General features: G+C 36.4%; 13 protein-coding genes and 1 pseudogene. 5 read left to right on the top strand and 9 right to left on the bottom strand.

Annotated features, from left to right (window positions below):
* Positions 1-9: 9 nt before the first annotated feature.
* The 6 genes and pseudogenes from AC0L3W_RS05520 to AC0L3W_RS05545 all read right to left on the bottom strand — a co-directional run bounded on the left by AC0L3W_RS05520 (position 10) and on the right by AC0L3W_RS05545 (position 5,714).
* Positions 10-687, bottom strand: coding sequence for a glutathione S-transferase family protein (locus tag AC0L3W_RS05520; protein WP_409439460.1), 678 nt, complete (start codon positions 685-687; stop codon positions 10-12).
* Positions 688-879: 192 nt separating this feature from the next.
* Positions 880-1,380, bottom strand: a complete 501-nt coding sequence (locus tag AC0L3W_RS05525) for a hypothetical protein (RefSeq protein ID WP_409439459.1) — start codon at positions 1,378-1,380, stop codon at positions 880-882.
* Between the two features lie 173 nt (positions 1,381-1,553).
* Positions 1,554-2,210 (bottom strand): TRAP transporter large permease subunit, encoded by a 657-nt coding sequence (locus tag AC0L3W_RS05530; protein ID WP_473575057.1) that lies wholly within the window; start codon positions 2,208-2,210, stop codon positions 1,554-1,556.
* Positions 2,211-2,289: 79 nt separating this feature from the next.
* Positions 2,290-3,447, bottom strand: a pseudogene (locus AC0L3W_RS05535) (TRAP transporter permease); the annotation flags it as partial.
* A 241-nt stretch (positions 3,448-3,688) separates the two neighbouring features.
* On the bottom strand, positions 3,689-4,618 hold the full coding sequence (locus AC0L3W_RS05540; RefSeq protein WP_409439458.1) for a TAXI family TRAP transporter solute-binding subunit: 930 nt from the start codon (positions 4,616-4,618) through the stop codon (positions 3,689-3,691).
* A 208-nt stretch (positions 4,619-4,826) separates the two neighbouring features.
* Complete coding sequence (locus AC0L3W_RS05545; RefSeq protein ID WP_290038089.1) at positions 4,827-5,714, bottom strand: LysR family transcriptional regulator; 888 nt, start codon at positions 5,712-5,714, stop codon at positions 4,827-4,829.
* 124 nt (positions 5,715-5,838) lie between these two features.
* Here AC0L3W_RS05545 and AC0L3W_RS05550 point away from each other — a divergent pair, with 124 nt between their 5' ends.
* From AC0L3W_RS05550 to AC0L3W_RS05560, 3 genes are all read left to right on the top strand, one after another.
* Positions 5,839-6,828 (top strand): zinc-dependent alcohol dehydrogenase family protein, encoded by a 990-nt coding sequence (locus tag AC0L3W_RS05550; RefSeq protein WP_409440420.1) that lies wholly within the window; start codon positions 5,839-5,841, stop codon positions 6,826-6,828.
* A 67-nt stretch (positions 6,829-6,895) separates the two neighbouring features.
* Positions 6,896-7,690: an SDR family NAD(P)-dependent oxidoreductase gene (locus AC0L3W_RS05555; protein ID WP_409439457.1), complete on the top strand. Its 795-nt coding sequence runs from the start codon at positions 6,896-6,898 to the stop codon at positions 7,688-7,690.
* Positions 7,691-7,876: 186 nt separating this feature from the next.
* On the top strand, positions 7,877-8,500 hold the full coding sequence (locus AC0L3W_RS05560) for a sulfotransferase family protein (RefSeq protein WP_290038087.1): 624 nt from the start codon (positions 7,877-7,879) through the stop codon (positions 8,498-8,500).
* Positions 8,501-8,554: 54 nt separating this feature from the next.
* Here AC0L3W_RS05560 and AC0L3W_RS05565 read toward each other — a convergent pair whose 3' ends face one another.
* Positions 8,555-9,313: a tRNA1(Val) (adenine(37)-N6)-methyltransferase gene (locus AC0L3W_RS05565; protein ID WP_290038086.1), complete on the bottom strand. Its 759-nt coding sequence runs from the start codon at positions 9,311-9,313 to the stop codon at positions 8,555-8,557.
* 170 nt (positions 9,314-9,483) lie between these two features.
* Here AC0L3W_RS05565 and AC0L3W_RS05570 point away from each other — a divergent pair, with 170 nt between their 5' ends.
* Positions 9,484-10,587, top strand: a complete 1,104-nt coding sequence (locus tag AC0L3W_RS05570; RefSeq protein ID WP_409439456.1) for a phosphoribosylaminoimidazolesuccinocarboxamide synthase — start codon at positions 9,484-9,486, stop codon at positions 10,585-10,587.
* 86 nt (positions 10,588-10,673) lie between these two features.
* Positions 10,674-10,856: a DUF2897 family protein gene (locus tag AC0L3W_RS05575; RefSeq protein ID WP_409439455.1), complete on the top strand. Its 183-nt coding sequence runs from the start codon at positions 10,674-10,676 to the stop codon at positions 10,854-10,856.
* 41 nt (positions 10,857-10,897) lie between these two features.
* On the opposite strand, the gene bamC is transcribed toward AC0L3W_RS05575, so the two are convergent.
* Positions 10,898-12,016 carry an outer membrane protein assembly factor BamC gene (gene bamC / locus AC0L3W_RS05580; RefSeq protein ID WP_409439454.1) on the bottom strand — a complete coding sequence of 373 codons (1,119 nt, stop codon included), beginning with the start codon at positions 12,014-12,016 and terminating at the stop codon, positions 10,898-10,900.
* On the bottom strand, positions 12,013-12,894 hold the full coding sequence (dapA, locus tag AC0L3W_RS05585; RefSeq protein ID WP_290038082.1) for a 4-hydroxy-tetrahydrodipicolinate synthase: 882 nt from the start codon (positions 12,892-12,894) through the stop codon (positions 12,013-12,015). The genes bamC and dapA overlap by 4 nt, the downstream gene beginning before the upstream one ends.
* Positions 12,895-13,201: the final 307 nt, after the last annotated feature.

Below are 13,201 nucleotides of genomic sequence, written 5' to 3' on the forward strand. Positions count from 1 at the left end.
ATTGGTAAATTAAGCTTTTGGATAATTTGAAGGGAAGAAAGCACGTTTAGCTTCTTCATCAAACTCTTTTTTAAATTCCACATCAGATGCGATATTACGCGCACGTGCCACAGCAGGACGGCTATCAATACTTTCAAACCAGCGCTTTAGGTTAGGGTAAGGTGCAAGTCCCTCTTCTCCTAGTACAACAGCTGCTTTATCAACCCAGCCCCATGCAGACACATCTGCAATAGAGAATTCATTACCTACAATAAAGTCTCGGCCTTCCATGTGAGTATCTAGTACTTCATAGTGACGTTGAGCTTCACGTAAGTAACGGTTAACTGCATAGTCTAAGCCTTCTGGAGCGGCATGTCTAAAATGAACAGATTGGCCAGAGTATGGGCCTAGACCTGATGCAATGAACATCAACCATGAAAGCATTTCAGCACGGTCTTCAGGTTTACCAGTCAACTTACCTGATTTTTCAGAAAGGTACATTAAGATAGCGTTAGAATCAAAAACACGTGTTTCACCATCAGTAATAGCAGGTGCTTTAGCATTTGGATTAATTGCTTTGTATTCAGGTGTATGCTGCTCACCTTTTAATGTATCAAGAGGAACCACTTCGTAAGGTAAACCTGTTTCTTCTAGGAAAAGTGCAACTTTCATTGGGTTAGGTGTATGGTGAAAATAAAATTTAATCATGTGAAACTCCTCATTAATTGAACACTCATTCAAACATAATTATAACGATCGTTCAAGTTGTTTTGATATTATCTAATGAGTGTTAATAACGTTGAAGTTACCAAATGCGAGGTAAAAAAAATTCACTAAAAATTGTTTTAAAGTGAATTTATAATGACCACGCATATTTTGTATTGATTAATGAAACATTAATTAATAATTACCCAATTCAAGTACAGTAGTTGCAGTGACTTGATCACCTTTCATTGCTTTGATTGTAACGTAGTAAGCATGATCTTTTGCACCTGAGCATGGAGGCATGTAAGCTCCTTCTTTATCCCAACCAGGGCTACGGTGTGCTTCGATCATGGTAAATTTTTCAGGCAAATTATAAGAGTGACCTGGTACTTTTGGAATTGAAACAGTTGATGATGTCGAATCAATTTGATAACTCATGATCCCATGACCACCGTTATTCATTTTTTCTGAGTCTCTATCACTGTAAGCTAACACAAGAGTGTCTGAACCCGCAGGAATTGATGAAACCTGTAATGCCGGCGTCATCGGGTTTTGTCCACCAAACTTCTGACATTGTTGTCCTTCTGGTATCTTAACGCCATCCCATGTTGAATCAGTTAGTTTAACTTCAATCGCTGAAGCGTAAGTAGAAAAACAACTGGCTAGAAAAGTCGTTGCTAACAATTTATATTTCATAAAAACTCCTTTTTTGATGTCATTATTTATTCATGCCCTGTGGCATATTAATGTTAACTACTCTTACGTTAAGATGGGGTTATGAGATCATAAATCAATAAGTTAAGCTGCATTAGGTAACATTTATTAACTTTACAACAGCTTAACTTACTTTAAAAAAATTTGTCTACTATTTATACTTCTTCGCTGGTTAATACTCTCTCGCTTTTTGATGTGCGTATATTAAGCAGTGTGATCATCACAATCAGCACTAATCCAATGACATTAATGTACGGGTAATGTACTAACATAGCAAAAGCAGAGACCAATAAAAGTATTCGATAAACTACAGGTAACTTGGTAGCTAAACGCCCTTCTATGCAACCGGCAAAAGCAACGATTAATCCAATCGTTAATACAATCGCAACAGCGAAGTCTATATTTTCACCTTCCATCCAAATTAATCCTGAGAAAGCCATCATGATAGGAATAATGAAGAACCCTTGTGCTAACTTAAAGGCTTGCACTGCGGATTTCATTGGAGACGTATTGGCAATACCTGCGGCAGCAAAAGCTGCAAGTGCAATTGGAGGGGTTACATTAGAGGTTTGTGAAAGCCAGAATACGATCATATGTGCTGCTAATAAACCGACACCTAGTTCTGTTAGACTTGGCACCGCCATAATTGATAACACAATATAAGCCGCAGTAACGGGTAATCCCATGCCAAGAATAACTGCTGCAATGGCAATTAAACCTAAAACAGACCAAAGATATCCACCCGATAGCGCCATTAAAAATTGTGTAAATTGAAGCCCAATGCCTGTTTGACCAACAACACCAACAACAATACCGGCAGTACCACAAGCTAATTGGAAGCGCTAGAATTGCACCTTCTTTCATCCCTTCAAAAAAAACTGAAACAGTAATTCGGCTATGTTTACGACACATTGCAGCGACTAAGATTGCTACACAACCAGTAATACCAACTAAAATAGGTGAATAGCTCATTAATAATAAACTGGTTATCAATATTAGAGGTACCAAAAAGTGCCATCCATCTTTCAATACGACGGATATTTTCTGTGTAACATCCATGCCTTTAAGCCCGAGTTTACAAGCCATTAAATGAACGTAAAGCAAGGTGCACCCGAAATATAAAATAGCTGGCGCAATAGACACTAAAAGAATTTCACTATAAGGAATACCAGTAAACTGTGCCATTACAAAGGCACCCGCTCCCATTACCGGCGGCATAATTTGTCCACCTGTTGATGCAGCCGCTTCTATTCCAGCTGCTTGTTCAGATTTATAACCCAGCTTTTTCATCATTGGGATTGTCAATGCACCTGTGGTTACTGTATTTGCAATCGCAGACCCAGAAATTGAACCTAGTGCAGCTGAAGCTAATACACTGGCTTTCGCTGGACCACCTCGATATTTACCAGCTAATGAAAATGATGCATCAATAAAGAACTTACCTGCGCCTGTTACTTGTAAAAAAGCACCGAATAGCACAAAGATAAATACCACACCTGCAGCAATCGCTAAGGGTGCTCCATAGATACCGTTGGTAGAAAAGATATGAAATCGTACAATCTCTTCAATTGAAAACCCTTTGCTGGCGATTGAACCAGGTAAATAGTTACCAAAAATAGCATAAGCAAGGAATAATGCAGCAATGATCACCATCACCATTCCTACTGTACGGCGTGTTGCTTCAAGCAATAACACCATAATAATTAACCCAGAAAGTTGATCTAAGAAGGTTAATCCATCCATTAAGAACATAATGTCATCGTAATCAAAAGAGACGATCTTATAAGAAGCCCATGCAATGGCTGTAATACAAATAATATCAAAGATACGCCCAAGTAGATAAATAGCCGTCGATTTTTCAGACTTGATTAAGGGTAAGGTTAAAAAGACCAAAATAAGTACCCAGCTCAAATGGATAGGTCTAAACACAGGGGCAGATAAGTCAGCGGTAATACCCTGCCAGATTTGAAATACAGAAAGAGAAATAGCTGCTAATGCAGCAATTAAAACTAGTTTGTCTGAACACCAGCGAGTTGTTGATTCTGTCATGCTTTACTCCGAAGCGAAAATTTAATACCAATCCTTTGTGTCATCAAATCGGTATAGCTTATTAATTTACAGTTCAATATATCTGATAAACATTGCATTTTTTATTAAACAGAAAGTAATCAGGTTGTTAATAATTGGGGTTTTGGTTATTTTATGAAGGTCGTAAAACCAAAAAAACTGCAACTAATCACTAGATGCAGTATTTATTTTTACTCTATGGCATCAGTTAATGCCATCGATTTTATTGCATTTTTTCTTTCAAATATTTCATTGAGCCAGGGTGTAGATCGACACCTTCTAACTTATTCATATTTTCTATAGTGGTAAACTTAGTCACACTAATTACCTGGTTTATTTCATCCATGTGCTCAAAAGCAACCTTGGTCATTTGATACGCTAAGTCTGTATCCATGTTTTTATTAACCACTAGAATATTCCAAACGGCTGGAGCGCTAAATGCATTTACACCTTTATAACTTTCCGCCGGAACATCTATTGCTTGATAAGACGCATTGTTCTCAGAAACAGCTTTTAACTCATCTGCTGTAAAAGATAAAATACGAATTTTATTGGTAAAAGCAAGTTCAGTGATAGCACCAACACCAACGCTTCCCACAATGGCCCCTGCATCAATTTGACCTGCTGCAATCGCATTTGTGGTTGCCGTATAATTCAAAGATTGAGCTTCAATATCACTATCATTAATGCCTAACGCCGCTAATATATTAGTTGAACTCACACGTGTACCTGAACCTGGTGCACCTAGCGATACTTTTTTACCTTTTAAATCTTTAATTGATTTAATATCTGAATCTGCAGGTACAATAAATTGCACTACATTTGGATACAGTGCGAACAACGGTGCAACATCCATTTTACGCGGGAAAGGTTTCACACCTTCACTCGCTTGTAAAACAACATTACCCATTGCAATACCTGCAAGTTGCTTTTTAGCAGCGACTTTAATCGTATTTTCTACAGAAGCAGCTGTTACTTCAGCACGCATATCGAAGTCATCAATGTTTTCACTCCAAATTTTAGCTAAAATCCCACCTAATGGATAATAAGTCCCACTCTGACTACCTGTCCCTATCGTGTAGTTTTCAGCAAGTGCATTAAAAGAGAATAAACACGCTAACCCTAGGATTCCAATTTTTAAAGTTTTATTCATTGTGATAACCTCATTTTTATACATTTTCTTGTTATGAATTTGTTAAGTATGTGTAACCGAAGAACATTAACATTTAACTTAAATCTAGCAATGCTTGACTTCACAAAGTCAACTTTAAAAATGTTTTTATACTATAACTTTCAGATTTAAGTATAAAAATTACACAGAATAACTTATAAATATTAATGAGTTAGTTAAAAAATTACATTTACCAGTTACTATTTTTTTGAAAATGTTCTTTACAGTAATCAATAAATACCCTGACTTTAGGCGCAACTTGGCGAGAACTTGGGTAAATTGCCCAAATAGAAGTATCGCTGGTTAACGGGTAATCACGCAAAATTTCTACCAGTGTGCCATCACTTAATTGTTGATGGGCAATCCACTTTGAACAAACAGTAATTCCTAAACCATTGATACAAGCATCTCTTATAGCTTCACCATTATCAGCACTTAGGTTGCCTTTTACTTTTATGTTAAATTCTTTACCCTTATCATCGAAAACCCAATGATCGAGTCCGGTTAAGGTTAAACATTGATGTTGTTTTAATTGCTCAGGATGTGTTGGTACACCATGTTTTTGTAAATAATCAGGAGAAGCACAAATAATGCGTTGATCGTTAGTTAATTTTCGAGCAATTAAACTAGAGTCTTTTAGTTTTGAGTTTCTAATCGCAATGTCAAACCCACCTTCAACGAGGTCAACAATAGAATCTGATAATTTCAAATCAATGATTAACTGAGGGTGAGCTTTTAGGAAGGCCGTTAATGCTGGAATCAAATGTATTTTACCAAATGACGCGGGCGCAGATACTCGTAATCGACCTTGCAATATATTTGCTTCATTACCTAAAGAAGCTTGCGCGGATAATACGCTAGCAATGACATCTTCAGCATAAGGTAAAAAAGCTTTACCTTCTTCAGTTAATGAAACTTTACGTGTGGTTCGATGAATCAATCTAACTTTTAACGATGCTTCTAGCTTATTAATATGATTGCTCGCTACTGCAGCAGATAATCCCAAGGCCTCACCAGCTGCACTAATGTTATTTGTGTTAGCAATGCGTACAAAGAGTTTTAAATGTTCAATATTCAACTTAGACCAACCTATTATCAAATAAAAATATAAAGTGATTCATTATATTGCCATATTATCAACTATGTCATTAGATAATATACTTCTTTCACTTACCAAGTATCTACCAATAAAGGGTGAAATGATGAAAGCAATGATATTGAATAGTTATGGCGAGCAAGCTGTGTTTGAACAAACAGAGATTGCAAAACCAACAGTAAAAGCAGGACATGTTGTTCTGAAAGTATCTGCAAGTAGTGTAAATACTGTCGATACTATGATTAAAACTATGGGGGAAACATTAGCTGGATTATCTCCTGCCTTGCCTGCTTTATTGGGTATGGATTTTGCCGGTACTATTACTGAAATAGGTGAAGATGTAGAAAATTATAAAGTAGGCGACGAAGTTTATGGTTGTGCTGGTGGTTTAGCAAACTTACCGGGTGCGTTAGCAGAGTACATGCTTGCAGATGCAAATTTAATTGCGCTTAAACCTAAAAATTTATCAATGCGTGAAGCTGCCGCATTACCTCTAGTAGCAATTACGGCTTACGAAGGTTTACAACGTGCGCATATTTCTGCTGGAAAAAAAGTACTAGTGCATGGTGGTTCAGGTGGCGTTGGTCATGTTGCAGTTCAACTCGCTAAGTACTTTGGAAGTGATGTCTATTCTACAGGTGGTGGCGACAAGCAAATTGCACTTATAGAAAAACTAGGCGCAACAGGTATCGATTATAAATCAGAAAAAGTAGCTGATTATGTTGAAAAGCATACTGGTGCTAAAGGGTTTGATATTATTTTTGACTCTGTTGGTGGTGAGAACTTATCAAACTCATTTGAAGCAGCGGCAATAAACGGACAAATCGCAACAACGACCTCTATGTTATCGCTTGATTTATTACCAGCACATATGAAAGGTTTGTCACTGCATGTAGTGTTTATGCTGATCCCAATGCTGCACAATACGAAACGTGAAGAGCACGGCATTATCTTAGCTAATTTAACTAATATAGTTGAAGCTGGTGGTTTAACACCGGTCTTGGATGAAAACCATTATTCTTTTGAGCAAGTAGGAGACGCATATGCTCGCCTTACTAGTGGTCAAGGTATGGGTAAAGTCGTTGTAGAAATCTAATTGTTAACTTTCGCAACATGCTAACTCATCATATATGCGTTAGCATTTTAATTTAAGGAGTATGGTCATGTGTAAAACAATTTTAATGACAGGCGCAACAGATGGTATTGGTTTCGAAACAGCGAAAAAACTAATCAACTTAGGCCATCATTTAATCATTCATGGACGTAACAGTGAAAAGTTAGCATCAAGCAAACAACAGTTATTAGCATTATCTGATACAGCATCGGTTGATAGCTTTTTAGCTGACCTATCAGATCTTGATGATGTAAAAAAACTCGCTAAAGATATTTTAGAAAAATACGATAGTATTGATGTTTTAATTAATAACGCAGGCGTGTTTAAAACTAGTGAAACTAAAAATGCCCAAGGCTTAGATGTCCGATTCATGGTTAATACCATCGCCCCTTTCTATTTAAGTGAAGCACTTTCATCAATATTAGGTACTAATGGGCGGATTGTGAACTTATCTTCAGCAGCACAATCACCAGTAAATATTGATGCTTTATTAGGTAAGGTTGATTTAGACCATATGCAAGCTTATTCTCAAAGTAAATTAGCGATTCGTTTATGGAGTGCTACTTTCAGTAAAACCGAAGGTAACCCAGTATGTATTTCGGTTAACCCGGGCTCATTATTAGCAAGTAAAATGGTAAGGGAAGGTTTTGGTATTGCCGGTAGCGATTTAAATATTGGTGCAGATATTATTACTAAAATCGCTCTATCTCCTAAAATGCTTACACATAATGGCCAGTACTTTGATAATGACCAAGGTCATTTCTCAGAGGGTATTATGTCTGATTCATATGACGAGATGGCAAACCTGCTCATTGAATCTATGCATTCAATTCTTAATGCGTAAACCTAAGCTAATTAGTTTGTAATATTAATAGATTATCTACTTATATGGGTCATGTACTCACTATAAGTAGAGTCCTTTTTTATATTCTCTTTTTTGATATCGAACTATTAAACAATGCAACTGTTATACTTTGAGGATAAGTCGATACAGTAAGCGATAGTTCATCTATTAAGAACGGGTAAAACATTGAGTAAAATATTTATTATTGGGTTACCTCGAACGGGTACAACGAGTATTAGTGTCGCGTTCTTGAGTTTGGGGTATAAAGTGGCTCATACCGCTTTCACAAAACAAGCCTTTAATTTAGCGGAAGTGGTTACTGATTGCCCGTGTTTTTCTGACTACCAAGAGTTAGATAAACTATTTCCTGATGCACGTTTTATATATTTGACAAGAAACTTAAACGTTTGGTTACCCTCTATGCAACGTCTGTTGACTAGAATGCTTCCCGAGCTTGGTTTAAAAAATGGCAATTTTAGCCCGGTCTTAAAACGCTCTTTTGAGGAAACCTTCGAATTAACTCATTCACAATTGCTCACTGAAACGCATCTTACAAATTGTTATCAGCGTCACCAACAAGCTGTGTTAGCGTATTTTTCTGACCGTTCTGATTTTCTATCAATTGATATTAGCCAACAGTCAAGTTACCGATTGTTATGTGATTTTTTAAGCATTAAAGTATCTGATAAAAATGCCTTTCCACATGTCAATCAAGGCCAACAAGTCGCACATTGGAAAGCAGTTAAGCATGTTAATAAAATAAGCAGCTTTAGTGCTGGACCAGAGCACCGACAGTTTTTTAATTATTGAGCAATGTTACTATAACTCTTGATATAATTTAGGCAATTTGTGGCACTTTCTACCTTACATTTTTAAATAAAATGCCTTAGTTAATTCAACAAAATCAGTACTGTAGTTACCACCTTCATGAATAATTAAGCTGTTTTTTGTAACGTTAATCAAAAGGTTAGATTTATGTTTAGTGAGCTCTATTAATAAACGAGTGACTGGTTTATTTTGCTTGGTATGAACCATGGTTAGCCTAGACAAACTTAAAAACGTTTCAAATTTTTCGTTTACCTCACCTAATAAATCTATCATGGCTAATCCCTCCTTCGCCGGTAAAATAAAACTGGCTGTTCCACCTAATTTTAAGACTTGATGACAATCATTTAGTAAATTGTAATGGGATAAACTGGAAGTATGTCGTGCTAATGCGCGTTGTGTATTAAACGAATGTTCGCCACTATTAAAATAAGGAGGATTACAAATAATCGATGAAATCTCGGAGTTGATGCTAGGTTGAGTATTGAGGTGACCTTCAACAAATGATCGTAAAGATTGATGCTTGATCGTTATACGTTCATTCCAAGGTGTTTGATTAACGTTTTCAATGGCTGCTTTAATTGCATTTTGCTCAATATCAAGACCTATTATAGATGCATAAGCGTTACGTTGAGCACACATAATACTTAATAAGCCAGCTCCACAACCAATATCTAAAATACTGTCTGATTGTAAAATATTAGCCCACGCACCAAGTAATATTCCATCTGTACTCACAGGCATTCCACATTGTTCTGTATTAATATGGAATTGTTTACAAGTAAAACCTTTACTCATTCAGCCACACCCTTGTTCATTTTGATCGACATAGAAATAATATAGAAAGCGTTATTATACTGATATAACGGCTTTTTGGCATGAATACTCACAGTGAATCTGTTATTATTCGCGCCTTATCATTTCTTGCAGAAATTTCTGCTCACTTTGACTTTTTATAGGATATATTTATGAGTCTTGCCGATAAAGTATTAGCTGTAAACAACGACTTACCAATTCGTACAGATCAGCCAGTCCACAGTGGTAAAGTGCGTTCAGTTTATTGGTTAACCGCCGAAGATAGCAAACGTTTAATTGAAGAAAAAGGTTACGATGTTGCTGCGGATGCACCGTTAGCAATCATGGTTATCAGTGACCGTATTTCAGCGTTTGATTGCATTTGGCACGGTGAAGGAGGCATGAATGGTGTTCCTGGTAAAGGGGCAGCATTAAATGCAATCTCAAACCATTGGTTCAAACTGTTTAAAGAACAAGGCTTAGCAGATAGCCATATTTTAGATATACCACATCCATTTATTTGGATTGTACAAAAAGCTCGCCCTGTGATGATTGAAGCTATTGCTCGTCAATACATTACCGGCTCTATGTGGCGTGCATATGCAAATGGTGATCGTGAGTTCTGTGGGATTACTATTCCTGATAATTTACAAAATAACGCAAAATTGCCTGAGTTATTAATCACCCCTTCTTCTAAAGGTATTCTAAAAGGGATCCCAGGTGTTCAAGAAGCTGATGACGTTAACGTAACTCGTAAAAATATCGAAGACAACTTTGCTGCTTTTAACTTTACGGCCAAAGAACACATTTCAGATTATGAGAAATTATTAAAAGAAGGTTTTGATTTAATCAGCGCCGAATTAGCAAAGTTGGATCAAATCTTTGTTGATACAAAATTTGAATTTGGTTATGTCACAGATAAAGCTGGTAATGAAAAACTTATCTATATGGATGAAGTGGGTACCCCTGATTCATCACGTATATGGGATGGTGCAGCTTATCGTGAAGGTAAGATCATTGAAAATTCGAAAGAAGATTTTCGTCAATTACTATTAAAACACTTCCCAGATCCTGATATTCTATTAAATAAAGATCGTATGCCTGAACGTGCAGCATTAGCTAAAGATAATGCATTACCGGAAGAAGTACTGATGCAAATATCTAATACATACACAGGTATAGCTGAAAAAATTATTGGTAAGCCAATTATATTATCAGATAATCCAAAACAAGAGATCATCGATATTTTACGCGAACAATACAATTTAATAGATTAGTATTAGATAAACGCAAGTTATCGAGATAACATCAGCAGGACTTGGGTCCTGCTTTTTTGTACCCTCTAAAAATAAATGGGGACGTTATGTCTATCGGATGGGTTATATTTATCATTGTTATAGTACTAGGCATTATACTTAGCAATATTTTATTACTGAAACAAAGTGCAAAAATGAAAGTACCAGACCATGTATTAAAGGCAATTAAAGAAAGAGAAGCTAGAGAAGCAGCCGAAGCAGAAAATGAAGATAAAAAAAAGCCTAAGTAACAATGACTCAGGCTTAGTAATAAATAACGGTAGTCGATAAATTAAAGCGGTTTTGTTTGACTATCTTTATCTAAAATAACACTACGTACATTATCAGTGATACTGAGGTACAACTCCGTAACTTGCTGATTAGTTAATGGTTTCTTATCTTCATCTAACCAAGTAATCGAAGTATCTCCCCCCACTAATTCACCAAGTTGAATAAAGTACTCTCCGCCCTCTAATGTAATCGGGTTAAGTTTATTTTCTTGCCAGTACTCTGTATCCTGCTCTACAAAACGTGCAAGGAAATAGCCAAGATTTTTATCACTATCAACTAGTTTGAAACTCATTAGGTTTAATAATGAAGGTAATTTAGCCCATGTTTCAAGAAACTCCGCATCAACAATCCAAGCTGTTTGATGATTGTCATCAAAGCCTAATTTTATCGGCAATGGACTATTATCAGTTGCTTGTATTGCTTCTAATTGTTGTTTTATATTAGCAAATTGTAACATTTCATTGATAAAACGAATTTCAACATTACGTTTAGCACGAGCTTGCAAGGTGTTTTGCACTTGATAATCATCGTTTTTTTCTTGATAACTTTGTACATCAACCGTTAAAGATACACTGTGGTTATCAGGGGCAGTAGAAATTTTTAATTGATACTGCCCTTCTTCAAGTACCGTGCTTTTACTTAAGCTACCATATGTACGTTCACTTTTTACTAAACCTGAGTCAATAATAATAGGTGATTCTGATTGTATAGTAGGCGTTGCATTTTTATAAGCCAAGAACTGCAGGACTAAGTCTTCAACTTTTTTACTGTGGTCATTATCTGCTTTAAAAGTATTAAACCAAACTTTAGTCTGCGATTTACCTGAATCTAAAATAACACCTTCTAATACTGGCATTAATTGAGCAGGTGGACGAACGTCTACATCCTCCCCCATCAAACCAAGTGTTTGTTGGTCTTCAGTTAGCGGTTTTATATCGAAGACACTTCTTTGTTCAATTTGCGGTATGTCGCCATGATCAAATTTATCTTTTAATTCGACATTTTGATAATCAAACTCACCACTCGCCTGTGTTCTTTTTTCGAAACGCGTACAACCTGTGACAACTGTCGCTAAAATAACAACACTGGCGATTTGGGTTAATGCTTTTTGTCTATTCATGAAAGTAGTTTTGCTTCAATTAATGCATTACGAACAACTGGATGGAATTGTTCTGATAATGTGGTCAATGGTAAGCGTAATGTAGGAGTTGGAATTAAACCCAGTTCCGCACAAGCCCATTTAACTGGGATTGGATTCGCTTCATGATATAAATTAGTATGGATTGGCATTAATTGTTTGTTAATTGCCAATGCTTGTTGATTTTCACCAGCAAGTGCATGGTCACACATTTGAGCCATTTCTACAGGGGCAATATTAGTCGACACAGAAATAACACCATGACCACCTTGTAGCATAAATTCACAACCTGTTGCGTCGTCACCGCTGTAAAGTAAGAAGTCTTCAGGAACAATTGCTTTAATATCAGCTAAACGTTGCAGATCACCTGTCGCTTCTTTAATACCAATGATGTTTGGTAATTTTGCGAGGCGTGCAACCGTTTCTGGCAACATGTCAACTGCAGTTCGACCTGGTACGTTATACAAAATTTGTGGTAATTCACAAGATTCTGCAATCGCTTTATAGTGTTGGTATAAACCTTCTTGCGTTGGTTTATTGTAATAAGGAGTCACATTTAATCCAGCAACAATACCACTGTTAATGAAAAGTTTACTTAATGCAATCGCTTCTGATGTTGAATTAGCACCATTACCTGCAATAACAGGAATACGCCCAGCAGCATAAGCAATCGTTCGCTCAACTACTTTAACATGGTCATCAACACTGAACGTTGCTGATTCTCCTGACGTACCTACTGCTACAATGGCTGCCGTCTTTGATTTTATATGAAACTCTACGAGTTCTTTCAATGCAATATAATCAATTTCGCCAGTCTGATCCATTGGTGTCACGAGTGCTACAATACTACCTGTTAACATGTAAATGCTCCTTTTATTGAGCGTGTAATGTTACTTTTGCAAGCCTTTAAAAACAAGAAGAAAAACCAACAGATTCACGCTCAATTCAAATATTCATGAGTTTCTTACAATACAAACGTTAATTGCTGATTTATTAACCTTTAATTGCAGCAAGTTGTTACAGAGACAAAACAGTGTGCTGTAATTTGATGATTTATAAAATATTACTTGTATTCTTACTCACTATTTCTTTATTGACCTTGAGTATTGAATAGAGACACCTTAAAGCTTGATGAGTTTCAATCTTCACGTATTATTATGACAACTT

The sequence above is a fragment of the Psychromonas sp. KJ10-5 genome, assembly GCF_055808325.1.

Excerpts from the sequence above, each read along its gene's own strand:
- AC0L3W_RS05555 (WP_409439457.1), top strand. The coding sequence starts at position 6,896 with ATGTGTAAAACAATTTTAATGACAGGCGCAACAGATGGTATTGGTTTC.
- AC0L3W_RS05550 (WP_409440420.1), top strand. The coding sequence starts at position 5,839 with ATGAAAGCAATGATATTGAATAGTTATGGCGAGCAAGCTGTGTTTGAA.
- AC0L3W_RS05525 (WP_409439459.1), bottom strand. The coding sequence starts at position 1,380 with ATGAAATATAAATTGTTAGCAACGACTTTTCTAGCCAGTTGTTTTTCT.
- AC0L3W_RS05570 (WP_409439456.1), top strand. The coding sequence starts at position 9,484 with ATGAGTCTTGCCGATAAAGTATTAGCTGTAAACAACGACTTACCAATT.
- AC0L3W_RS05575 (WP_409439455.1), top strand. The coding sequence starts at position 10,674 with ATGTCTATCGGATGGGTTATATTTATCATTGTTATAGTACTAGGCATT.
- dapA (WP_290038082.1), bottom strand. The coding sequence starts at position 12,894 with ATGTTAACAGGTAGTATTGTAGCACTCGTGACACCAATGGATCAGACT.
- AC0L3W_RS05540 (WP_409439458.1), bottom strand. The coding sequence starts at position 4,618 with ATGAATAAAACTTTAAAAATTGGAATCCTAGGGTTAGCGTGTTTATTC.
- AC0L3W_RS05520 (WP_409439460.1), bottom strand. The coding sequence starts at position 687 with ATGATTAAATTTTATTTTCACCATACACCTAACCCAATGAAAGTTGCA.
- AC0L3W_RS05565 (WP_290038086.1), bottom strand. The coding sequence starts at position 9,313 with ATGAGTAAAGGTTTTACTTGTAAACAATTCCATATTAATACAGAACAA.
- bamC (WP_409439454.1), bottom strand. The coding sequence starts at position 12,016 with ATGAATAGACAAAAAGCATTAACCCAAATCGCCAGTGTTGTTATTTTA.